20 protein-coding genes are annotated in these 23,535 nt (G+C 63.0%); 13 read left to right on the forward strand and 7 right to left on the reverse strand.

All coding sequences use genetic code 11. The features are described from left to right. The first annotated feature begins 5 nt into the window (after nucleotides 1-5). From NKI88_RS04825 to amaB, 9 genes are all read left to right on the forward strand, one after another. Nucleotides 6-2,417, forward strand: a complete 2,412-nt coding sequence (locus NKI88_RS04825) for a circularly permuted type 2 ATP-grasp protein (protein ID WP_352653972.1) — start codon at nucleotides 6-8, stop codon at nucleotides 2,415-2,417. A gap of 1 nt (nucleotide 2,418) precedes the next feature. Further along, the gene (locus NKI88_RS04830; protein ID WP_352650607.1) at nucleotides 2,419-3,303 is read left to right on the forward strand and encodes a transglutaminase family protein; all 885 of its coding nucleotides are present in this window, start codon (nucleotides 2,419-2,421) and stop codon (nucleotides 3,301-3,303) included. 101 nt (nucleotides 3,304-3,404) lie between these two features. Beyond that, a complete protein-coding gene (locus tag NKI88_RS04835; RefSeq protein WP_023725135.1) occupies nucleotides 3,405-4,340 on the forward strand; it encodes a glycosyltransferase family 2 protein in 936 nt (311 codons plus the stop codon). Then, nucleotides 4,333-5,211: a glycosyltransferase family 2 protein gene (locus NKI88_RS04840; protein ID WP_352653974.1), complete on the forward strand. Its 879-nt coding sequence runs from the start codon at nucleotides 4,333-4,335 to the stop codon at nucleotides 5,209-5,211. Before NKI88_RS04835 ends, NKI88_RS04840 begins: the two co-directional genes overlap by 8 nt. After that, nucleotides 5,208-5,969: a hypothetical protein gene (locus NKI88_RS04845; RefSeq protein WP_352653976.1), complete on the forward strand. Its 762-nt coding sequence runs from the start codon at nucleotides 5,208-5,210 to the stop codon at nucleotides 5,967-5,969. Before NKI88_RS04840 ends, NKI88_RS04845 begins: the two co-directional genes overlap by 4 nt. A 63-nt stretch (nucleotides 5,970-6,032) precedes the next feature. Continuing rightward, nucleotides 6,033-7,133 carry a DNA topoisomerase IB gene (locus NKI88_RS04850; RefSeq protein WP_023831514.1) on the forward strand — a complete coding sequence of 367 codons (1,101 nt, stop codon included), beginning with the start codon at nucleotides 6,033-6,035 and terminating at the stop codon, nucleotides 7,131-7,133. A gap of 81 nt (nucleotides 7,134-7,214) precedes the next feature. Continuing rightward, complete coding sequence (locus tag NKI88_RS04855) at nucleotides 7,215-7,589, forward strand: YciI family protein (protein ID WP_023725131.1); 375 nt, start codon at nucleotides 7,215-7,217, stop codon at nucleotides 7,587-7,589. After that, entirely contained in the window at nucleotides 7,586-8,860 is a 1,275-nt protein-coding gene (locus NKI88_RS04860; RefSeq protein WP_023707663.1) for an RNA polymerase sigma factor, read from the forward strand. Before NKI88_RS04855 ends, NKI88_RS04860 begins: the two co-directional genes overlap by 4 nt. Nucleotides 8,861-9,035: 175 nt before the next feature. Beyond that, on the forward strand, nucleotides 9,036-10,550 hold the full coding sequence (gene amaB, locus NKI88_RS04865) for an L-piperidine-6-carboxylate dehydrogenase (protein ID WP_023735004.1): 1,515 nt from the start codon (nucleotides 9,036-9,038) through the stop codon (nucleotides 10,548-10,550). Between the two features lie 207 nt (nucleotides 10,551-10,757). Here amaB and NKI88_RS04870 read toward each other — a convergent pair whose 3' ends face one another. Then, nucleotides 10,758-11,627 carry a hypothetical protein gene (locus tag NKI88_RS04870; RefSeq protein ID WP_352513974.1) on the reverse strand — a complete coding sequence of 290 codons (870 nt, stop codon included), beginning with the start codon at nucleotides 11,625-11,627 and terminating at the stop codon, nucleotides 10,758-10,760. Nucleotides 11,628-11,685: 58 nt separating this feature from the next. Continuing rightward, nucleotides 11,686-12,105 (reverse strand): hypothetical protein, encoded by a 420-nt coding sequence (locus NKI88_RS04875; protein ID WP_352653979.1) that lies wholly within the window; start codon nucleotides 12,103-12,105, stop codon nucleotides 11,686-11,688. A gap of 134 nt (nucleotides 12,106-12,239) precedes the next feature. On the opposite strand from NKI88_RS04875, the gene asnB reads away from it, so the two are divergent. From asnB to nadE, 4 genes are read left to right on the forward strand one after another with little or no spacing between them, the layout of a single operon-like run. Further along, nucleotides 12,240-14,177, forward strand: coding sequence for an asparagine synthase (glutamine-hydrolyzing) (gene asnB / locus NKI88_RS04880; protein WP_352653981.1), 1,938 nt, complete (start codon nucleotides 12,240-12,242; stop codon nucleotides 14,175-14,177). 22 nt (nucleotides 14,178-14,199) lie between these two features. Next, the gene (locus tag NKI88_RS04885; RefSeq protein WP_023671787.1) at nucleotides 14,200-14,463 is read left to right on the forward strand and encodes an acyl carrier protein; all 264 of its coding nucleotides are present in this window, start codon (nucleotides 14,200-14,202) and stop codon (nucleotides 14,461-14,463) included. Nucleotides 14,464-14,486: 23 nt separating this feature from the next. Then, nucleotides 14,487-16,034 carry a class I adenylate-forming enzyme family protein gene (locus NKI88_RS04890; protein WP_352653983.1) on the forward strand — a complete coding sequence of 516 codons (1,548 nt, stop codon included), beginning with the start codon at nucleotides 14,487-14,489 and terminating at the stop codon, nucleotides 16,032-16,034. Further along, nucleotides 16,031-17,035: an NAD(+) synthase gene (gene nadE / locus NKI88_RS04895; RefSeq protein WP_023751291.1), complete on the forward strand. Its 1,005-nt coding sequence runs from the start codon at nucleotides 16,031-16,033 to the stop codon at nucleotides 17,033-17,035. Before NKI88_RS04890 ends, nadE begins: the two co-directional genes overlap by 4 nt. 134 nt (nucleotides 17,036-17,169) lie before the next feature. Here nadE and NKI88_RS04900 read toward each other — a convergent pair whose 3' ends face one another. From NKI88_RS04900 to NKI88_RS04920, 5 genes are all read right to left on the reverse strand, one after another. Next, on the reverse strand, nucleotides 17,170-18,285 hold the full coding sequence (locus NKI88_RS04900; RefSeq protein WP_023671790.1) for a hypothetical protein: 1,116 nt from the start codon (nucleotides 18,283-18,285) through the stop codon (nucleotides 17,170-17,172). Further along, complete coding sequence (locus tag NKI88_RS04905) at nucleotides 18,282-19,010, reverse strand: N5-glutamine methyltransferase family protein (RefSeq protein WP_023671791.1); 729 nt, start codon at nucleotides 19,008-19,010, stop codon at nucleotides 18,282-18,284. The genes NKI88_RS04900 and NKI88_RS04905 overlap by 4 nt, the downstream gene beginning before the upstream one ends. 158 nt (nucleotides 19,011-19,168) lie before the next feature. Next, complete coding sequence (locus tag NKI88_RS04910; RefSeq protein ID WP_352653986.1) at nucleotides 19,169-20,275, reverse strand: glycosyltransferase; 1,107 nt, start codon at nucleotides 20,273-20,275, stop codon at nucleotides 19,169-19,171. A gap of 1 nt (nucleotide 20,276) precedes the next feature. Further along, nucleotides 20,277-21,875 (reverse strand): GumC family protein, encoded by a 1,599-nt coding sequence (locus NKI88_RS04915; RefSeq protein ID WP_352653988.1) that lies wholly within the window; start codon nucleotides 21,873-21,875, stop codon nucleotides 20,277-20,279. A 218-nt stretch (nucleotides 21,876-22,093) separates the two neighbouring features. Then, nucleotides 22,094-23,356, reverse strand: coding sequence for a VpsF family polysaccharide biosynthesis protein (locus tag NKI88_RS04920; RefSeq protein ID WP_352653990.1), 1,263 nt, complete (start codon nucleotides 23,354-23,356; stop codon nucleotides 22,094-22,096). Between the last annotated feature and the right edge of the window lie 179 nt (nucleotides 23,357-23,535).

Below are 23,535 nucleotides of genomic sequence, written 5' to 3' on the forward strand. Positions count from 1 at the left end.
CAGCGATGGCAAAGGGGAATCAGAAAAAGGTCCGCGGCAAGCCGCTGAGGCACAGTCTGCTGGAGCACTACCAGCCGATTGACGGCGTCGTCGACGAGATGGTCGATGCTTCGGGCCATCCGCGTCCGGCCTGGGCGCCCTTCATCGAGGCGCTGGAGGAGCTGGGTCCCGAAAAGCTCGGCCAGCGCTTTGCCCGCGCCGACCAGTATCTGCGCGATGCCGGGGTCTACTACCGCGTCTACGACAAGGCCGGCGCCAATGAGCGCGAATGGCCGTTGGCGCATATCCCGCTGCTGATCGAAGACAAGGAATGGGCAGGGATCAGCGCCGGTCTCGTCCAGCGGGCCGACCTTTTCGAGGAGATAGTCGCTGATATCTACGGCCCGAACCGGCTGATCGAGAAGGGAATCCTGCCGGCAGGCCTGATTGCGGCGAGCCCCGAATATTTGCGCCCCGTCGTCGGCACCATGCCGGCCAGCGGTCATTTCCTGCATTTTTGCGCCTTCGAGCTCGGCCGTGGGCCGGATGGAAGCTGGTGGGTGCTGGGCGACCGCACGCAGGCGCCGTCGGGCGCCGGCTTTGCGCTGGAAAACCGCGTCGCCACGACGCGGGCTTTGTCCGACGTCTATGGCGAGATGCATGTGCATCGCCTGGCCGGTTTCTTCCGCCGCTTTCGCGATGCGCTAATCGGCATGGCGAAGGAGAATGACGGCCGCGTCGCCATTCTGACGCCGGGGCCGCTCAACGAGACCTATTACGAGCACGCCTATATCGCCCGCTATCTCGGCATCATGCTGCTCGAGGGCGAGGATCTGACCGTCGCCGGCGGCAAGCTTATGGTGCGCACGGTTTCGGGGCTGATGCCGATCAGCGTGCTGTGGCGGCGGCTCGATGCCGCCTTCGCCGATCCGCTGGAACTGCGGCCAGACTCGCATATCGGCACCCCGGGGCTGGTCGAGGCGATCCGCCGCGGCACGGTTTCGACGGTCAATGCGCTGGGTTCGGGCTTGATGGAAACCCGGGCGCTGCTCGCCTTCCTGCCGAAGATTTCGCGCGCATTGCGCGGCGAAGAACTTCTGTTGCCAAGCGTCGCCACCTGGTGGTGCGGGCAAGCAACCGAACGGGCCCATGTGCTTGCCAATATCGATCGCATGGTGATCGGTCCGGCGCTGTCGACGCGGCTGGCCTTCGAGGATGACGGACAGACCAGGCTCGGTTCGGCACTGACGCCGGAGGAACGCATCGCGCTGATCGCGCGCATCGAGAGCGATGGCAGCGGTTTCGTCGGCCAGGAAGCGGTGACGCTGTCGACGACGCCGGTCTATGTCGGCGGCTGGCTGGAACCGCGACCGGCAAGCCTGCGCGTTTATCTGGCGCGCACGCCCGATGGCTGGACGGTAATGCCGGGCGGTTTCGCCCGTGTCGGCCTTTCGCTCGACCCGACGGCCATCGCCATGCAGCGCGGCGGCCAGGCGGCCGACGTCTGGGTGGTCAGCGACCGGTCGGTCGAGCGCGAGACGCTGCTGCCGCAGGAGCATGACAGCTTCGTCCGCACCATGCCGGGCAGCCTGCCCAGCCGCGCGGCGGAAAACCTGACCTGGCTCGGCCGCTATATCGAGCGCTCGGAGGATACGGTTCGCATCCTGCGCGCCTATCATGTGCGGCTGGCCGAGACGTCCGATCCTGACATGCTGCTGCTCGCCGATATCAGGGACTATCTCGAACCCTTCGGCATCGATCTCGAAGCGGCCATTCCGCCCGGATTGATCGGCACGCTGGACAGCGCCGTCTACAGCGCCGGACAGATCCGCGACCGCTTTTCGCCCGATGGCTGGCTGGCGCTGAAGGACCTGTCGAAGACCATTCATCAGTTCGCCACCACGGTGGCGCCGGGTGACGACGCGACACGGGCGATGACGGTCATGCTGCGCAAGTTGGCCGGCTTTTCCGGCCTGTTGCACGAGAATATGTACCGTTTCACCGGCTGGCGTTTCCTCGAGATCGGCCGGCGGATCGAGCGCGGCATCCAGATCGCCCGTACGCTAGCCCGACTGACAAGGTCCGGTGCGCCGGACGGCTCGCTCGACATGATGCTGGAGATCGGTGACAGCGTCATGACCCACCGCCGGCAATATCCGGTGCGGGCCGGACGGCGCACGGTGATCGACCTCTTGGCGCTCGACCCACTCAACCCGCGCTCGATCCTGTTCCAGCTCGAACGGCTGAAGGCGGAGATCGGCCTGTTGCCATCGGTTGGGCCGGAGGGGCATATGTCGGTCGCGGCCAAGGAAATCCTGCAGCTCAACACGGCAATTGCCGTCATGGAGCCATCGGAGATGTCGGCGGAGGTGCTGGACGATCTCGCAACTGAGATCGGCAACCTCTACAGCAGCCTGGCTAAAGCGTATTTCGGTTAACATGCTGTACGATATCAGGCTTCATCTCAGCTACGATTATGACGCCGCGGCCGGTGGCAGCCGGCATCAGGTGCGTGTATTGCCGCCGACCATTGCCGGCGTGCAGCGCGTGATCGCGGCCTCGCTTTCGTTTGTGCCGACCCCATCGGAGCGCACGGATTTTGCCGATTTCTTTGGCAACAATGTCACCGCGATCGCCTTTCGCGACGTCCATGACGGGCTCGACATCAGAATGAGCGCGCGCGTGTCGGTGTCACGGCCGGAGCCTGGGCTCGACGTGTCGCCCGATCTGCAGCGCCTGCGGGAAGAACTCGGCGCCGTACGGTCACTGGGGCCGGATGCACCGCATCACTTTCTCGCCGCCAGCGATCATGCCGGCATCGATGCGGCGATCACCGCCTATGCCTGCGACAGCGCCGGCGGCTCGACGGTCGGCATGGCCATCGATCTGTGCAACCGCATCCACCGCGACTTCACCTATGACGGGGAAGCGACCACGGTGCGTACCGGGGCCAGCGATGCCTTCCGTTTGAAGCGGGGCGTGTGCCAGGACTTCTCCCACATCATGATCGCCGGCCTGCGCGGGCTAGGTATTCCTGCGGGTTATGTCAGCGGCTTCCTGCGCACCATTCCACCGAAAGGGAAGCCGCGGCTCGAAGGCGCCGATGCCATGCATGCCTGGGTCAAGGTGTGGTGTGGGCGCGATGCCGGCTGGCAGGAATTCGACCCGACCAATGGCATGCGGGCCAGCAACGACCACATCACCGTTGGCTATGGCCGCGACTATTCCGACGTGGCTCCGATCGTCGGCGTGCTGAAAACCACCGGCGGCCAGGTCGGCGACCAGGCCGTCGACGTCATTCCGGTCGCGCTTGAGAAGGCCTGACAGCCTCGAAGCACAGCTTCTCAACAACGGCGATGCCCGTTATGCTCGGTTGAAACTTCGGGGAGGATCGGTCGGCAGGCATGCTGATGCGGAGTTCGGTATTGACGGCAATCAGTGTCATCATCCCGGCGCACAATGCGGCGGCAACCATAGCGGCCACGCTGGCCTCGCTTCGTTCCGAAGCCGAGGTTATTGGCGAGGTGCTGCTGGTCGACGATTCCTCCTCGGACGGGACGGCAGAAGCCGCGCTGAATGCCGCCACGCAATTCTCGTTGCCGTTGCGCGTGCTCATGAGCAACTGCCGGGACGCGGGCGGCTCCCGCAATGTGGCGCTGGCGCAGGCGCAATGCTCCTGGATCTACCTGATCGACGCCGACGACTTGCATCTGGAGGGCGGGCTGCGGTCGATGCTGGTCCGGGCGGGGGCGCAGCCGGCCGCCGACATGGTGATCGGCGCCTACCGTCGGCGCACCGATGGCGAGAACCGGAACCTCAAGCTTCCAGCCGGCTACATAGAAGACGGTATAGCCAATGCCTCGGCCTATCTGGAAGGTCACATTCGCTCGATCGCCGTGGGCAGTGCGCTGGTTTCCCGGCGCGTCGTCGGCGACACGCGCTTCCCGACCGGGCTTGCCTATGACGAGGACACGCTGTTCTGGTCCAGGCTGATGGGCAGGGCGTCGCTTGCCCTGATCGTGCATCCCGTCATGATCTACCACGTTTCGGCAGTGCGTTCCGATGATCGCTTCATCACCAGGCCGGTGCGCCGCTTTCTCGACTGGCGGCTGGCGCTGCGCGAGCTGACTGACTGTGGCATCCCACTGTCGTCGCTAAAGACCAGGGAGGGGCTGGTCGCCCTCAAGATCGCCCGGGTTCACTATGCGCGCGGCGATCTGGAGACGGCGGCGCGGTTCCTGAGGATCGCGGCGGCGGCGCCGAAGGTGCGGTCGAACACCTGGCGTTGCAGGCGCTACCAGCTGAAGCTGGCGCTGCGGCGCTGGTTTTCCTCTCCGCGCGTCCAGTTGCAACGTGCCTGAATCAGCCCCGCCGCAGCTTGCCGTCATTGTCATCGGCTATCGCGCGCCGGCTCAAATCGTCGAGGCGGTGACATCCCTGCTGGATCAGGATGAGCCGCTCGAGATCATGGTGGTCAACTCGGGCGGAGGCGAGGTCCTGGCGCTGCTGACCGGCGCCGGGGTCAAGGTGCCAGTGATCGAGGTCGGTCGAAGGCTGTTTGTAGGCGCAGCCCGCAACCTCGGCATTGCGGCCACCAAAGCGCCTTTCGTTGCCTTTCTTGCCGATGATTGCCTCGCCTGTTCGGGCTGGGCCGAGGCACGGATGCAGCGGCATCTGGCTGGCGACCGCGCCGTGGCGAGCGCGATGGTGAATAGCCATCCGCGCAATCTGATCGCCTGTGCGGCTCATCTGATCATGTTCATGCGACGGCTTCCCGGTCTGCCGTCGGATCGTGCGCTGCGTTACGGCGTGTCGTTCGATCGGCGGCTGTTCGATGAATATGGCTTGTTCGATGAAACCATGCCTGCTGCCGAAGACACCGAATTCCTGGGGCGGCTGCCGCAGGAACTGCAGCCGGTCTGGGAGCCTAAGGTGCAAACCGTTCATCGCAACGAAACCCGGCTGTCCAGATTGCTTGCCGATCAGTACAGGCGCGGCTGTCGCCGCGGCGATTACCTCGCAGCGTCCGCCCTGAACAGTCCGTTTCGGTGTTTTCGCGACACGTTTCGCGATCGGCGGAATGCCCGCAAGCTGGTGAAGATCGGGCTTTCCGATCGGGATCGAACTTTCGCGATGATGTCGATGCCAATTGTCTGGCTTGCCCTGCTGGTCAAATCCGTGGGTGTCTATATTGGCGTGCGAAATCGCGTGAAAGCGGCAACAAGAAAATGATAAGGAGCCAAATCAAACCTCGACGCTGGCGACGGAGCCGACTGTTCTGGACGCGCCAGAGAACGGTCGCAGTTTTCAGCTATCGTTATGACGCGCATCTGGTTGCCGATCTGATCACCAACATCGATCCGGTCGTTGACGGCTGGATTGCCTATGACGATCGTGGGGCGACCGGCGTGTTCAGCAGCGAGCCGCAGCGGCGGCGGATCTTACTCGACGCAGCGCATGAAGCTGCTGCCGACTGGATCCTGGCTATTGATCCCGATGAGCGGCTGGAACGCGGTACCGCGGAGCGGATCGGACAGCTGACGGGGGATTACAGGCGTATGGCCTGGGGGTTCCGGCTCCGCGAATTGTATTCGCCGACCGAGTACCGGGTCGACGGGCTGTGGGCCGAAAAGTTCCAGTATCGTCTGTTCAGAGCCTACGATCCGGCGAAGTACCGACCAGAGGACCTGCATGGGCTCTGGTATCCTCCCGATCTTGGTTTCAAGGCCCGCAACAGCGGGCTCAACCTCTATCATTTGAAAATGATGGAGCCGAAGCGGCGGATCGCCCGCCGCAATCTCTACCACCACCTCGATCCAAAGGGGCTTCTGCAGGATGTGGGCTATGACTACCTTGCCGATGAGGCAGGGGCCGTGTTCGAACAGATTCCGCCCGGGCGCGACTACCATCCGCCTCACGTCGACGATGGCGGCCTCTGGATGGCCGTGCCGGCTGGTGCCACCATTGGTGGACCCGACCACATTCCATAGCAACGCGGTGGAACCAGCAGTCGGCCTGGCGCTTATCTACGAGAAAAATCTCGTGGAGCGGGCATGCTTGACAAATCTGGGACGCCATCCGGCCGGTCGGCTGCCGGACAGGGGGACGATGGAGCGCCGAAGAACGGCGCGCAGACCGCTGCCGAACAGGCCTCGCTCACCTATATCAGCGACAGCGAGCCGGGGATCCGGCGCCTGAAGGCGGGCGAAGGCTTTTCCTACAAGGGCGCGAAAGGACAGGCCGTCGGCGCGGCAGCCATTGCCCGCATCAAGGCGCTGGCCATTCCGCCGGCATGGACGGATGTGTGGATCTCGCCCGATCCCGCCGGCCACATCCAGGCGACCGGCCGCGACCAGCGCGGGCGCAAACAGTACCGCTACCATCCGCTGTGGGCCGCCGAGCGCGACGGCGCCAAATACTCCAGCCTTGTCGCCTTTGCCGAAAGCCTGCCGGAGCTGCGCCGCCGGATCGATGCCGATCTGCGCCGCCGTGGCCTGCCGGCCGAGCGCGTCGTGGCGGCAATTGTCTGGCTGCTCGACAACACGATGATCCGGGTCGGCAATGCCGCCTATGCCCGCGACAACAAGAGCTTTGGGCTGACGACGCTACGCGACCGCCACGTCGACATCAAGGGATCCAGCCTGCGCTTTGCCTTCAAGGGCAAGTCCGGCAAGGAATGGAAGTTGAAGCTGGTCGACCGCCGCATCGCCCGGGTCGTGCGCGGCGCGCAGGATATTCCGGGGCAGCAACTGTTCCAATATCTCGACGAGGACGGCGAGAGGCATGGAGTGCGCTCCGACGATGTCAACCGCTATATCCGCGACGCGATCGGCGCCAATTTCAGCTCCAAGCATTTCCGCACCTGGGGCGGCACCATCCATGCCGCGTCGCTGTTTGCGCGGACGGAGCTTCCCCAAAGCCAGGCGCAGACCAAGCGTGTGATGAACGCGGTCATCGACAAGGTGGCCGAGCGGCTCGGTAACACACGCGCCGTCTGCCGCAAATGCTACATCCATCCACAGGTTTTCGAAGCCTGGGTGGAAGGGCGGCTGCTTAGCGAAATGACCGAGGCCAACAAGCGCAAGCGATCGATAGACGGTCTCGATGATGAAGAGGCTCTTGTGCTGAGATGGTTGAAGGCAAGCGAAGGCTGACAAAATGGCGTAACTTTTTTGTCGACGCCATGTCGGCATAGGCCCTACTGTTTCGTCCTTTGAGACAGAAAAGGACCTCCCATGCTCTACGCTATCCTCTGCTATGCCTCCGAAGATGTCGTCTCCTCCTGGAGCAAGGCACAGGATGACGAGGTCATGGCAAAGCTCATGCATGTGCAGGAAAAATACGCTCAAGCCGGCCGGCTTGGGCCGGTGGCGCGGCTTTTGCCCACCACCGCCGCGACGACGCTGCGCAAGGTCAAGGGCGAATCGGTCGTCATCGACGGCCCGTTTGCCGAGACCAAGGAACAGTTCCTCGGCTTCTACACGCTGGAATGCGCCGATCTCGACGAGGCCGTCGAGTTCGCGCGCGAGCTTTCCGAGGTTAATCCCAGCGGCGGATCCTATGAGATCCGACCGGTTTCCGTCTTCAACCCAACCAGAGTAGCCACATGACAGACCTCGCCTGGATAAGCTCGGCGATCAGCGCTGCCCGCCCGCAGGCTATGGGTGCGCTGCTGCGCTATTTCCGCAATCTCGATACGGCGGAGGAAGCTTTCCAGGACGCGTGCCTGAGGGCACTCAAGAACTGGCCGCAGAACGGGCCGCCGCGCGATCCTGCGGCCTGGCTGATCTTTGTCGGCCGCAATACCGGCATCGACGCGGTGCGCAAGCGCGCCAAGCAGGCGCCGATGCCGGAAGAGGACCAGATCTCGGACCTCGAAGATGCCGAGAGCGATATCGCCGAACGGCTGGACGGCGCCCACTACCGCGACGACATATTGCGGCTCTTGTTCATCTGCTGCCATCCGGATCTGCCGCCTACGCAGCAGATCGCGGTGGCGTTGCGCATCGTCTCCGGTCTCACCGTCAAACAGATCGCGCGTGCGTTCCTGGTCGGCGAAAGCGCCATGGAACAGCGCATCACGCGCGCCAAGGCGCGCATTGCAGATGCCGGCGTGCCGTTCGAGACGCCCGGCGCGGTCGAGCGCTCGGAGCGGCTCGCCGCCGTCGCCGCCATGGTCTATCTGATCTTCAACGAAGGTTATTCCACCAACAGCGGCGAGGCGCCGGCGCGTGCGCCGCTTTGCGAGGAAGCGATCCGGCTGGCTCGCCTGTTGCTGCGGCTGTTCCAGACCGAGCCGGAGATCATGGGCCTGACGGCATTGCTTTTGCTGCAGCATGCGCGCGCGCCGGCCCGCTTCGACGAGAATGGCGAGATCGTGCTGCTCGACGACCAGGACCGCTCGCTGTGGAGCCGCAAGATGATCGACGAAGGCCTGGCGCTGGTCGACAAGGCCCTGCGCCACCAGAAGCCCGGACCCTACCAGGTGCAGGCGGCGATCGCCGCCCTTCATGCGCGGGCGGCAACCCCCGAGGAGACCGACTGGACAGAGATCGACCTGCTCTACAGCCTGCTGGAGGCGATGCAACCTTCGCCGGTGGTGACGCTGAACCGTGCCGTTGCGGTCGCCAAGGTGCGCGGGCCGGAAGCTGCCCTTGCCATGATCGAGCCGCTAGGCGAGAGGCTGTCCGGCTATTTCCACTTCTTCGGCCTCAAGGGCGGTCTGTTGATGCAGCTCGGCCGTGGCGAAGAGGCGCGTGTCGCCTTCGATCGCGCCATTGCGTTGGCCAACACGGCAGCGGAAGCCGCCCATATCCGCATGCATATCGACCGGCTGATGCGAGACGGAGCCGTGAAGGCGCCGGCGAAGACAGCGCACTAAGCCTGTTTCTCCTCTGGCTCAATCGTGCAATCCCGGCTTGGACCATGCCGGGGTGGCGATTTTCCCCTGAACCGAGTAATGGCACGCCATGACAGCGCCTGCGGCATGCGGGCGATAATGGCGCCAAGGCTCGACCGCCGCCCTATGATGGCGAGCGGATCTGAAAGGGATGAAAATGACGATAGCGAAGGAAACGGCCGAACTTCTGGCGAAACTGGGTGTGGCCAAGGACGCGCTGACCGGCGGCGACCTCGTCGTGCGCAGTCCGGTGACGGGTGAACAGATCGCGGCGCTGAAGACGATTTCGCCGGCCGATGCGGCCAAGACCATCGATGCCGCGCACACGGCGTTCCAGGTTTGGCGGATGGTGCCGGGTCCCCGGCGCGGCGAACTGGTGCGGCTGCTCGGCGAGGAGTTGCGCGCGCACAAAACCGAGCTTGGCCGGCTGGTGTCGGTCGAGGTCGGCAAGATCCCGTCGGAAGGCCTCGGCGAAGTCCAGGAAATGATCGACATCTGCGATTTCGCCGTCGGCCTTTCCCGCCAGCTCTACGGTCTGACTATCGCCACCGAGCGTCCGGGACATCGCATGATGGAGACCTGGCATCCGCTCGGCGTCGTCGGCGTCATTTCGGCCTTCAACTTCCCGGTCGCGGTGTGGTCGTGGAACGCGGCGCTGGCGCTGGTCTGCGGCGATGCCGTGGTGTGGAAGCCCTCGGAAAAGACGCCGCTGACGGCGCTCGCCTGCGAGGCGATTTTTGCCGGCGCGGTCAAGCGCTTCGGCGCGGATGCGCCGCAGGGCCTGGCACCGGTGCTGATTGGCGACCGCTCCGTCGGCGAGATCCTGGTCGACCACCCGAAGGTGGCGCTGGTTTCTGCCACCGGCTCGACCCGCATGGGCCGGGATGTCGGCCCGCGGCTGGCCAAGCGCTTTGCCCGCGCCGTGCTCGAGCTCGGCGGCAACAATGCCGGCATCGTCTGCCCGACCGCCGATCTCGACATGGCGCTGCGCGCCATCGCCTTTGGCGCCATGGGCACCGCGGGCCAGCGCTGCACGACGCTGCGGCGCCTGTTCGTGCATGACAGCGTCTATGACGCGCTGCTGCCGCGGCTGAAGAAGGCCTATGAGAGCGTCTCGGTGGGCAATCCGCTGGAGACGTCTTCGCTCGTCGGGCCGCTGATCGACAAGGCGGCGTTCGACGCCATGCAGAAGGCGCTCAAGGAAGCCACCGCTCACGGTGGCAAGCTGACCGGCGGTTCGCGGGTCGAGAATGGCCATCCCGATGCTTATTACGTGCATCCGGCGCTGGTCGAAATGCCGAAGCAGGTGGCTCCCGTCACCGAAGAAACCTTCGCGCCGATCCTCTATGTGATGAAGTACTCCGATTTCGATGCCGTGCTCGACGAGCACAATGCGGTCGGCGCCGGACTGTCGTCGTCGATCTTCACCCGCGATCTGCAGGAATCCGAGCGCTTTCTCGGCGTCGATGGTTCGGATTGCGGCATCGCCAACGTCAACATCGGCACGTCGGGCGCCGAGATCGGCGGCGCGTTCGGCGGCGAGAAGGAAACCGGCGGCGGCCGCGAGAGCGGCTCCGATGCCTGGAAGGCCTATATGCGCCGCGCCACCAACACGGTGAACTATTCCAAGGCGCTGCCGCTGGCGCAGGGCGTGTCATTCGACATCGATTGAGATGCTGCGCCCGGCTTTTGACCAGTTGATCCACCCGAACCCGTCGGGCGGATCGCTGCCGCTCGCGCGGATCGTTCCGCTTTCAGGCTTCGCCCCCGCTGTCCAGATGTCCGTATCCCGACGGCGGAAAGGCCACCTCGGCCATGCGCCCGGACGGGTCCTCGCGGTCGGCACGATCGGCTGCGCAACAGCGTCTGCGCCGAACGTTCAGCCAGCGTGCGGCGACGCCGGTCGGCAGGCCTCGAACGCGGCATCGATGACGGCAAGCTTGGCGGCCTGCACGGTCATGTATTCCTGGTAGAAGCTGTTCGAGACCCACATTACGGAATGCCCGCGCCGGCCCAGCCAGCCGACGCTGCCGAGCTTTTCGGCGTCGCGCAATTTGCGCGCAAGATGGGTGCGCGAGAGTTTTAGCCAACTGGCGAATTCACCGATCGAAACCACGCTGGTCGGGATCCGGTCGAGGGCGGCATTGTCGGGATCGATGCCGGACATCAGCCAATCCATGACGATGCCGCCATTGTTGAGCCAGATGAACAGCGAAAACGTCTGCTTGGGCTCACGCACAGGGTTGGAGGAGAGCAGGCCTTCCGCCACCAGCGGCTGCAGCCTGGCAATCATGCCGTGCTGCTCGAGAAAAGCGGCGAGGCGGTTGCCGCTGTCGAGACCGTCGAGCGTGCGCAGATGCGCAACCACCCAGCCGTCGAATTCCTTCAGCGTCGCTGCCGTCACCTGAAAGGGATGGGCTCGTCCATCACCGGTGTGCGGCAGGTATTCGATGATGTGATAGTACAGCATCTCCTTGATGAAGGCTTCGGCCGTGTTGCGGCTGGCGACGGAATAGTGAAGCACGGCATCGATGAAGCGGGCCAGTGTCAGTTCCGTGCGGGGATCGCGCGGGTCGCGGGCGAAATGCAGGGCTAGGCCGGTGTGAGCCAGCAGCCAGCGCTGTTGCGTGGCGAACACGGCGGCCAGGCGTGGGCTCGTTTCATAGATATGCAGCAGCGCCTTCGACTGCGCCTCGACATGACGGTGCAGCGCCGGATGGCCGGCAATATATTCGAAATTCAGCGCCATCCTCCTCGTCCTCCGGCCAGCCCCCCGGCAGCGAAGACGTGCAATCACATTTCCAGCCTTAGCCGCCCGTGTCCGGCCATGCCAACCCGGACAAAAGGCCTAGAGCGATCAACCGTTCCACAGACACGTTGAAACCCACGTCATCTTTTGATTTCGAGGCAAATTGCTTGAGAAGCGCTGCGCGCTTCTGCAGAGAAAACCGTGTCACTTTTTTGGAAACGCTCTGGTCCGTTCGCGCCCGGCGCGTGTCGGAAAACGCTAAGCCATTGCAACCGTTGAAAAAACCTACCCAATAATAGTCAGCCCGGCAGCCTGCGGTTGAATTTGCCTCAAGATCGCCGGCACGTTGCGCGCGGCCTGTTTGTATCCAGGGCGGTTCGCCTGGACTATCGTTCCGCCTATACGGCCGCACGCCCTGGAAGGGCTCGGCCTCAAAATTGTTGTCCACACACGCGACCGCCAGGTGATGGAGAGCCATCGCGTCCTAGCCACGAAGACCACATCGTGGCAAACTTCTTGTTAACCACATGCTGGGTGAAAATATTGGATTAACCTCAGATGCCATTATCGAGGTTATGTTCCGTACCTTAGCGTTCAAGATGAGTTCAAGGGATGTGTGGATTCGGGGGTTATTTCGGGTCAATCCGGGATGCGGAAGCTTTGCTCACGCACATGGTAGCCGCAATTGCCCATCGTGGGCCGGATGAGCAAGGGAAATTCGTAGCACCCGATGCCGGGCTCGGGCATGCGCGGCTGTCGGTGATCGGCATCGGCGATGGCCAGCAACCGATGTCCGACGAGGCCGGCAATTTGACGATTGCGTTCAACGGCGAGATTTTCAACTACATAGAACTGCGCGAAGGGCTGATCGCCAAGGGCCGGCACTTTCGGACGTCGAGCGACACAGAGGTCATCCTTCAGCTCTATGAGGAGATGGGCGAAGACTGCTTGTCTCTCCTGAACGGTGATTTCGCCTTGGCGATATGGGACAATCGGCAGCGACGAATGGTGCTTGCACGAGACCGGATGGGTGTCCGGCCGCTGTTCTACACAAGCAAGGACGGGGTGCTTTACTTTGCCTCGGAGATCAAAGCCCTGCTGAAGGTCCCGGGCGTCTCCGCTGAAATTGATCCGATTGCGCTGGACCAGATCTTTACGCTGTGGGCGCCGATCGCTCCGCGCACGGCGTTCCGCAATATCCACGAGTTGGAACCGGCAAGTGTGATGATTGCGACGCAGGGGCAGGTCACGGTCAAGCGGTACTGGCACCTGGACTATCCGCATCGTGATGAGCCGTCGAAGATCACGAACGAGGACCACGCGGCAGAGGAGTTGCAAGCCCTTCTGACCGATGCGGTGAGGCTTCGCATGCGGGCCGACGTGCCGGTCGGTTCCTATCTTTCCGGAGGGCTCGATTCGTCGCTCGTTTCGGCGCTTGCCGCCGGCATGACTCCTCGGAGACTGGAGACATTTTCCGTAACCTTCGACAGCGCCGAGCATGACGAAAGCGCCTTTCAGATCGAAATGGCCTCGGCGCTCGGCACGCGCCACCACGCCATAGAATGCGGCGCCCGCGATATCGCCGGGGTCTTTCCTGAGGTCGTCCGCTTTGCCGAGCGGCCGATCATCCGCACGGCGCCAGCGCCACTCTACAAATTATCCGCCCTGGTTCGCCAGGCCGGCCTGAAGGTGGTGCTGACGGGTGAAGGCGCCGACGAGGTCTTCGCCGGCTACGACGTCTTCAAGGAGGCGCGTGTCCGCCGGTTCTGCGGGCGGCAGCCCACATCGCGCGTAAGGCCGCAGCTGTTCCGCCGGCTTTACCCGTATCTGCCGGGCCTGCAACAGCAATCGGTGGAGTATCTGGCTGCCTTCTTCGGTACCAGCAACGCTGCCCTCGACGATCCGCTGTTCTCGCATCGGCCACGCTTCAAGACCACGGCGGCGGCGAAAATCTTCTTTTCCGGCGACCTGCGCGCGACGTTGCAGGGTTATGACGCAGCTGAAGAGCTGACCAGCCGCCTACCCGAGGCGTTTTCCCTATGGCATCCGCTGCATCAGGCGCAATATCTCGAAACCCGCTTCCTCCTGCCCGGCTACATCCTCTCCAGCCAAGGCGATCGGATGGCCATGGCGCACGGCATCGAAGGGCGGTTTCCTTTCCTGGATCATCGCGTGGTACAGTTCGCGGCAAGACTTCCGCCGGAGATGAAACTGAAAGGCTTGATGGAGAAGCACATATTGCGCAAGGTGGCCAGGCACCACCTTCCGGCGGCGATCGGCAAACGCACCAAGCAACCTTACCGCGCCCCGGAGGCCCGCTCCTTCGTCGGGGCGGAGGAACTAGACTATATTCGTGACTGCCTGGGCGAGGCGAGCATTACCGCCGGCGGCCTGTTCAACGCCAAGGCGGTGGCCAAGCTCCACGAGAAATGCCGCATGGAGACCGCGACCGGATTTCGCGACAACGCCGCCTTCGTCGGCATTCTATCGACGCAGCTGTGGCAGAAGAATTTCGCCGGCCAAGCGGTCGGCGCGGCAAGAGCGGCCTGAGACGGCGAGGAAAAGGAAATACATGATGACGGCAATCAAGGACAGGGTCAGAAGCTTTATCGTCGACAACTTCCTGTTCGGCGACACCTCCTACAAACTGTCGGATTCAGCCTCGCTGATCGAGAACGACATTATCGACTCGACTGCGGTGCTTGAGCTGGTGGCCTTCATCGAGGACAATTTCGGCATCGCGATGGTGGACGCCGACATCGTTCCGGCCAACCTGGACTCGCTTGACCGCATCTCGTCCTTCATCGAGGCGAGAGCACAAACGCTGGCAGCGTAAGCGCCAACGGCGAGGAACGTCCCGTGCGGATCGAGCATTTTCTGGTGGCGAAGGCTGCTGCCCACCCGGCCAAGACGGCATTGGTCACCAGGAGCAAAAGGCTGAGCTACGAAGAACTCGACGACCTTTCGAGCCGGCTGGCCACCGCTCTCTTCATGAATGGGATCAGGCGCGACGACCGCGTCCTGATCTTCATGGACAATTGCTGGGAGGCCGCCGTATCGATCTTTGCCGCACTCAAGGCAGGTGCGACCTTCAGTCCGATCAACCCCTCCACAAAGGCCGACAAGCTCGGTTACATCATCGCCGATTGCGACGCCAGGGCGGTCCTGACGCAGGCGAAGCTGATGCCCGTGGTCACCGAAGCCTGCGCATCGCAAGGCAAGACCGGCATCTTCGTGGCTTCCACTCCTGGGGCCGATGGGCAATGCCCGGCAGGGGCCGCGTCCCTGACTGACTGCCTGACGTTCGATGGCGCGGAGGTAGACCATCGCGGCATCGACGTCGACCTTGCGATGCTGATCTACACGTCAGGTTCGACCGGCCGGCCCAAGGGTGTGATGATGACGCATCGCAATTGCGACGCCGCCGCGGGGTCGATCGCCACCTATCTGCGCAACGCGCCGGACGACATCATCCTGAACGTCCTCCCGCTTGCCTTCGACTATGGCCTCTACCAGTTGCTGATGGCAGTCAGGCTCGGGGCCACGCTGGTGCTCGAGAAGTCCTTCGCCTTCCCGCACGAGATCTTCGAACGCATCCGCAAAGAGGGCGTCACCGGCCTTCCGCTGGTGCCTACCATGGCGGCGATGATCCTGCAGATGCGTGATCTGGCGCCGGGTTTCCTGCCCAGCCTCCGCTATATTTCCAACACCGCGGCCGCCTTGCCGCCAGCCCACATAGAACGCCTGCGCTCGCTGCTGCCCGGCGTCCGGATCTATTCGATGTATGGGCTGACCGAATGCAAGCGCTGCACCTATTTGCCACCCGAGGAACTTGACCGCCGGCCAGGGTCGGTCGGCATAGCCATCCCCAACACGGAAGCCTTTGTCGTCGACGACCTTGGACAACGCGTGCCGGCGGGCGTGGCAGGTGAGCTAGTCATCCGCGGTCCGCACGTGATGCAGGGCTATTGGCGCAACAAGGCCGCGACGGAACGAGCGCTCCGGCCGGGGCCTAACCCTTGGGAAAAGGTGCTCTATACGGGCGACCTGTTCCAGACCGACGAGGACGGCTTTCTCTATTTTGTCGGGCGTAAGGACGACATCATCAAGACGCGTGGCGAGAAGGTCGCCCCCAAGGAAGTGGAGGCCGTGCTCCACGCCCATCCAGGTATCGCGGAAGCGGTGGTCGTCGGCGTGCCGGATCCGGTGCTGGGGCATGCGATTGGCGCGCTCGTCGTGCGGTCCGATCCGGCGCTTGGCGGAAAGGACATCATTCGTCACTGCGCGCGCCACCTGGAGGATTTCATGGTCCCCAAAATCATAGAGTTCCGGAGCGAATTACCGAAGACGGAGTCGGGCAAGGTCAGCCGCCGGCTCGCGGCTGAGATGATGGAGGCCGAGCAATGAACATCGGCTCAACCCAGGATGCGCCGGCCTTCACGCAAGCCCTGGCCATCGATCCCGCCGCCGAAACGGACAGGATCGTGGCGGCCCTGCGCGAGCAGTTGCGCGGCATTCGCAAGCGCGGACTCGTGCTCGGTCTTTCGGGCGGTGTAGATTCCAGCGTTTCGGCTGCATTGGCCGCGCGGGCCGTCGGCCACCAGAATGTGCTGTGCGTCCTCATGCCGGAAAGCGATTCCGACCCCGAAAGCCTGCGGCTCGGCCATCTGGTCGCCGACACTTTCGGCGTCGAGGCCGTTGTGGAGGATATCGGGCCGACCCTGCGGGCAATGGGCTGCTATGAACGCCGCGACGCCTTCATCCGCGAATTGGTCCCGGACTATGGCAAGGGCTGGGCCTCGAAGATCGTGATCGCGAACGTGCTCGAAGGCGAGGGCTACAACATCTCGTCGCTGGTGGTGCAGGACCCGCAAGGCAAGCAGACGAAATTGCGGATGCCGGTGGCTGTCTATCTCGGCATCGTTGCCGCCACCAACATGAAGCAGCGCACCCGCAAGCAGCTCGAATATTATCATGCCGACCGGCTGAACTTCGCCGTGCTCGGCACACCGAACCGGCTGGAATACGACCAGGGGTTCTTCGTCAAGAACGGCGACGGCGCCGCCGACGTCAAGCCGATCGCGCATCTCTACAAGACGCAGGTCTATGCGCTAGCCGCCTATCTCGGCATTCCGGAAGAGGTCCGCAACCGGCCGCCGACCACCGACACCTACTCGCTGGCGCAGACGCAGGAAGAATTCTACTTCTCCCTGCCTTACGATCGGATGGATCTGTGTCTCTACGGCCTCAACAACGGCGTGTCAGCCGAGGTGGTAGGGCAAGCGGCGGGATTGACCGCCTCACAGATCGAACGCGTCTGGGCCGACATCGCCGCCAAGCGAAAGGCAACGCGCTATCTGCACCTGCGCCCGCAGCTCGTTGACGGCGTGGACGAAGTCGGCTCCTGACCTATGCATATCGAGCAAAAGTGATCCGGTCTTGCGATACGACATGCATGAAAGAAATACTAAGCTCTTGTCTTTACGCAATTCCGGACGGAAAGCCGCGCACCCTTTCCTGGAATTGCTGTAGGCGGAACGCTTCAGGTGAAGCGGCCGCCGATCAACTGGCTCCACTGCTCGCCCGCAAGCCCGTTCAGAAAGACCTGCGCGTTCTTCATGGCATCGAGAAGCTCGGGATCGCGTGAATGCACGACGGTCGAGGCGACCGGTATGAAGGCTATGCGTCTTACAAGCATGGCGTCCAGAAGCGCGGGCTGGACGCGGCCGCGCAAGCCGGAGACACCGCGCCGGGCGGCATGCTCGACCAGGCAATCGATCACCGGCCCGGCCTGGCCGGGAAGAGCGAGGACCTGCAGCACGCGGCCGATCCCGTCCGGTCGCGCGTAATAGGCGAAAGCGCCGACATTGGCGCCGTTCGGCGATGCCACCGACACGTAGACAAGCTCTCCGAAATCCGGCTTTTGCGCCGCATCGCCCAGAATATGGTTGAGCTGACCTTCCGCCCACTGCGGACGTAGCGGAAATTGGGCGCAAAGCGGCTCCAGCAGCCCCGCAAAGCTGCCGCTGTCGATCTCGGAGGCCCGAAATGCCCCCCGGCTCGATGCGTTGGCGACGACGCCGGTCCAGCGTCGTTGACTGCCCTTCATTTTGCGAAGGTAGAGCCGGTCGACGATCCGGGCGAGCGGGTTGAACATCCAGGCAAGCTTCATGTGATTGGCAAAAAGGCTGAGCATGAAGGTCGCCGGCCGCATCACGCGAACCCAGTCAAGGCTGTATTGCGGCAGCACAACGCCGCGAAGCCGCGTCCACAGTTTCACGGACGTATCATTGGCGGTTTCGCTGAAGGAGATGTCCTGCGGACCATCGAGGAAGGCCTTCAACAGGCGGGCACCGGCCATCGGATCGGTCTCGTGATCCTCGACCATCAGCGAGCTGCAGATGGCAGCGTAGAGCTGCCGGCCGTTGAATTTCATTGGCAGCGCATGAACGCCGACGAACCCGGAAACCTGGCCGGCGTCATTGACATGGACAAGCGAACGGAGCCCGCTGCCCCAGTCGGGTGCGTCCAGATAAAACCGCCTCATGTAATCGACGAGGGAGGCCGGCGCTGGCCCCCGCTTCTTGCGCAGCATGCGTTGAAACATGCCCGCGACGGCCGCAAGGTCGGCCTGATCGAGGGCGCGGACGACGCTCACGCCGGGCTCCCGGTTCCGGGAACCCGGCCACCATGTTTGCGCGCCATGGCGACACGGGGCTGGCCGTCGGCCGTCACGGCAAAGGTTGGGGTTTCGTAGGATTTCGTTCTCGATAAAAGGGTTGCTATCTGCCGATCTTGACCTTCGCCGAACTCAAATAGCAGCCATCCGCCTGGCTTGAGGAAAGCTGCGGCATCCCGGACCAGCCTTTGGAGGATCGAAATACCGTAAGGGCCGCCGTCGAAAGCTTCCCGAGGTTCGTTCTCCAACAGATGCGCGCTTTCGCTATCGAGACGGGATGAGGAAATATAGGGCGGGTTGCACACAACCATGTCGGCAGCGCCGCGGAGGCCGTCACCCTCGATCGCGGCAAATAGGTCGCCTTGCCGGACCTTGATCCTGTCCTGCAGGGCGAGGCGCACAACATTGCGGCGGGCAAGCGAAACCGTGCTGTCGGTCAGGTCCGCCGCCCATGCCCGAGCCCGAGGACATTCGCTGACGATGCCCACGGCAAGATTGCCGCTGCCGCAGCACATGTCGATCAGGATCGTTTCGTGCGCCTGTTCGCCAAGAATGGCCGCGGCCGTCCGGCCAAGCAGTTCCGTTTCGGCTCGCGGCACCAGGACGTCAGGCGCGAGTTCCAGCTCAACCCGCATGAAGCGGTGCAATCGCGGCCAATTGCGATCGTTTGCACGGCCGGCAGGAAGGCTGTGATGCTGCGGCAAGGAAAATCCCTATCCTGAGGATAAAACGCGGGTTCCCTGTTGTTACCAACTCCGGGTAAATTGATGTTAAAGATCATGAGTAACCGGCCTATGTTGGCGGCGTCCTGTCCCATCAATGGCGGATTCCTGTGCCGCCGCAAGCCGATCCATGCGCTAATTCAGAGCAACGCCTCGTACCGGTCTCCGATCTTTTCAATTTCGAAATCCGCCGCCCTGCTTTTCAGGATCGCGGCGGTTGTCGGCTGGTCGAGCATTCCGGCCATCGCCACTGCCAGGGCCGCGGCATCGCCGACCGGCACCAGGGCGCCGAAGCGGCCGTCATCAAGTATTTCGCGCGGGCCGTGCGGCGCGTCCGTGGAGACCACCGGAATCCCCGCTGCCATGGCCTCGACCAGAACATTGCCGAAGCCCTCGCTGGTCGATGATAGGACGAACAAGTCAGCTACGGCGTAGCAGGCCGCCGGATCATTGACATAGCCCGCAAACAGAACGTCTGCGCCGATACCGGATTCTTTGGCATAGGCGCGCAACTCGTCGGCCAGCGGACCCTCGCCGAAGATGACAAGCCGGGCCCGGCGGCCGGCGCGCAGCACAGCGAAGGCCCGCAGCAACGTCCAATGATCCTTAACGGGCACCAGGCGTCCGGCGGTGATGATGATGGGGCCGTTGCCCATCGCCGCGAGCTCTGCCTGCCAGGCGTAGGAGCGTTGCTGGGATGCCGCAGCCGGCGGCAGCGGGTTGTTGATGACCACGACCTTGGATTTCGGGAAGCCTCGGGCCACAAGATCGCCGCCGACACCCTCAGAAACCGCGATGGCCCTGGTGGCGCGGGCCGCAACCAGGGCCGAAAGCCAGACCGCCATTTTCGCGCCAAGGCTGCCGGAAGGCAGTGAGGCGGCGGCGTGGAAACTCGGGAAGAACCGCGCCCTGCTTCGCGCGAGGGAAAGCGCCAGCGCCACGACCAGATTGGCGAATTCCGGGGCGCTGTAGATCGCGTCGGGAGAAAGGCGGCCAAGCAGGCCCGCGCTTCGCACGATGCCTTTCAATGTCGCCCACTTGCCATAACCCTCGCCGCGAATGGGGAGGCCGAAATCGACCAGATGCACGGCAGGCGAAAGCAGGGCGGCATTGGGCCCCTGCGCGTTCCAGGTAAAAAGCGTGACGTTGTGGCCGCGCGATGCCAGCTCGTTCGCTATCAGGACGAACACACGCTCGGCGCCGCCGCCCCTGAGGCTGGCAATGTGAAAGACAATCCGCTTCGCCATTTCAGGCGCGGCTGGCAATGACATCCGGGCGGTTCGGCGGAAGCCGCATGTCGCGCACGATACCCAGGGTAATGGCGAGCAACATGCCGAGGATCATGCCGCCAATGGCCCCCAGGCCGATCATCACGACGGTGCGCGGGGGCCATGAACGGCCCTTTGGCGGCACTGCGGTGGAAATCACCTGCACATTGGTGCTGTCGATCTGTTCGCGCTCGGTTATCTGGCGTGCCCGCGACAGGAAGCTCTCATAGATAGCCGTCTTCGACGCGGCGTCACGTTCAAGCTCACGCAAGGCGACCTCGGAATCGCTATCCGAGAACACGTTGCCCTTCAAGTCATTCATCTTGGCATTGAGGGAGGCCGACGAGGTTTTGGCGGCATCGAGATTGACCTTCGCCAGGCGCAGGGTGCGCGCGTATTCGGCGCTGAGTTGCGCGCTGACTGTGTTGTACTCCGTCTTCAGCCTGACGATCGACGGATGACGGGGGCCAAAGGTCATCGACTGCGAATCGATCTGCTGGCGCAGGCCGTTGGCCGTTGCGCGCAGCGCCACAAGCGCCTCCGACGTGGCGGGACCGGAATTGGTGCCGTTTGCGCCGGCGGCAAGCAGGGCGTCGTAACTTGCCTGCGCGGCGATGACGCGCGATTGCGTCTCCACGATCTGGCCGTTGAGCTGGGTCATGGTTTGCGAGGAAACAAGCTGCCCATTGCTGGTGGCCAGATTGTGGCTGCGCCTATAGGCTTCGACCTTCTCTTCGGCCGCCTGCACATCGCTCTTGAGCTGGCCCAGCCGCCCGTCCAGCGCCGCCGCGGCACGGCTGGCGCCGGAAGCCTCGGCGCTGGCCAGCTCTTCCTGGAAAGTCTTGACGATATCCTGCGAAATCAGGATCGCCTTGGCGGGGGTTTCCGCCGATACCATCAAGGTCGTGACAAACGACTTTTCATCCGCGATGCTGCTAACCCGTTCCGCCAGGTTCTTCAGGGCGGTAAGCTTTGGATCGGGTTTGGCGCCGTCCGTCCCTGTGCGGCTACGGTCCGCGTCGAAGAACTCCGGGTCACTGGCCAGGTCAAGATCGTCTACAACACGTGAAAGCACGCTGCCCGAGGTCAAGATGCGCTCTTTGCTGCGCGCGCTGAGCAGCTGTCCATCGACCTGGGCCGATTGCGGGTAAAGATCATTCGGAACAACCTGAAGATTGGCGGGATTGATGAGGATGTCCGTGGTCACGGTGTAGCGCTGCTTGCTCAGCAGAGCGTAGGCACCGCCGATGATCCCGCCGGCGATTGCCAGCAGGCATACCAGAGCGAGGCCGGCGCGCAGCCAGACAAACAGACGCCCGAAATCGAGTTCGAGAAAGGTTCCGATCTTGTTGAGCGTCACCGTCGTGACGGGCTCGGCTACAGGCAGGGCCACGGGTGCAGGCGACACAGGGGCCGACGTTACAGGGGCCGACGTTACAGCGGATGCCGCCGCATGTGCCATGATCGGCGCGGTTTGTTGCGGCTGTGGCCTGCTGGCGCGCCGCGCATTTTCGATCCGTTCATAGGGGCTAATGCCGGCGGCGGCCGCGGTTGGAGGAGGACCGGAAGCGGCGGACATCATGCTAACCCTTTAATATTCAATACGCACAGCCTGCTTTACGGAAACATCGTTAACATTTCATTTTCCAGGCGTGTCAGGCGCGTTCCGGAACAGCGATCTATCCGCCCTTGGTCGGTATTCTGCCACGCCCGTCGTAGCCTGGCAAAGCGTGCAGGCGTTTCAAATGGAAATACAAGAGGTCGTCGCGAGGGCACCCGCAAGGAGCGGGCTTGGCGTCATGTCGCTGTTGATGCTGGTTGGCCTTGAAGGGGCGTGCCGGTTTGGCGCCCATCCGGCTTTCGATAAGCGAGCAACAAGATGACGAGCAGCATGATATCCGGCGCCTTCGAAGAAAGGGCATTGTTTGACAATGCCGCGAGAATGGACGCGGCCGCTGCGATATGGGCGGCCCGAGGCGTATTGCGCAGGAGCTTGAAAAGGAACCGGAAGAAAGCAAACGCGAAGAGCAAGGCGATCGGCAGGCCAAACAAAAGCGTAAGAACGACCGGCGTGCTTTCGATGAAGGGGAGGTTGAGCTTTTCGTTGACGATCTTCAACAACTCGTTGGGATTCATGCCAAGCAGGATGTCCCTCCATTCAACGAACTTGAATACATCGTAGATCTTGACGCGCGCGTCGTAATTTTGATCGAAGAGCGTATTGCTGAAGCGGTTCAGCAGCCCCGCCGAAAAGAGTATCGCAATCAGTATGGCGCCACCGGCCAGCGTCAGCATCAGCACCAGGAGTTTGGCCTGGCGCTGATGTCTGGGTGACAAGTCCGGCCAAGGCAGGAACACGAGCAGGAACAGGATCTCGCCGCAAGCGAGCAGCAGGGCGGTGCGCGCGCCCGAAGCGGCCGTGCCGATGAAGAGAATGAAAATGCAAAGCGCACACACCCAGATACGCCACCGCGTCAATGCAACGAAACCTATGGCGGTGGTGCAAAGCGCGCCCAGCGCCAGCGGATGGGCCGACAGTCCGATCGGCCGAAAGTCCAGCTCAACGAGGGGATAGGGCAGGAATCGATGCTGGGTGACGGCCTCGATCGTTCCGATGATGGCGCTGAGGACAATCATGCCGACGATGACATTGCCAAGCGCCCTGCGCACATGGTCACCCAAGGCAAGCATGATCATCGCCGCGGCACAAGAGACCAGATAGGAATCGATTATGAAACCGGCCGAGCCGGCACGGCCTATCACGAAGAGATAAGGCACCAGCCACAACAGCAGCAGCGAATATAACAATGTCGCCTTGAACAGCCTGACTTCATCGCCTTCGAGCCGAATTGGCCGGGTCGTGGCGATGACGACAAGCAGCAGAAAGATCGCATAGGTCCCGACATGCAGCTTTTCGGGAAAGGACCCCCCCTCCGTCGAATAGGACATCACCATATTCATCAACTGCGGAGAGATGGTCGAGCGGAGCAGGAAAGCGAAGGCCGCGAGGAGAAAGAACAGGAGTGTGAGGGCGTCTTGGCGGCTGGCCTGCGCGGTCACGAACTGTTGCTCTGTGGGGGTGACACTCACGATTATCCGACCAGCGTTGCGGCTTGCGATTGAGATGGCAGGGGACGAACGCGCCCCCGGGTACATTTTCCTGCACGAACGTAAAGGAATATGGATAACCCGATCTTAACAGTGGCGATGCCGGGCATGGGTCGCCACATGTCAGCTTT

Origin of the sequence: Mesorhizobium sp. M0317 (assembly GCF_040321555.1) — a bacterium.
Classification (GTDB): domain Bacteria; phylum Pseudomonadota; class Alphaproteobacteria; order Rhizobiales; family Rhizobiaceae; genus Mesorhizobium.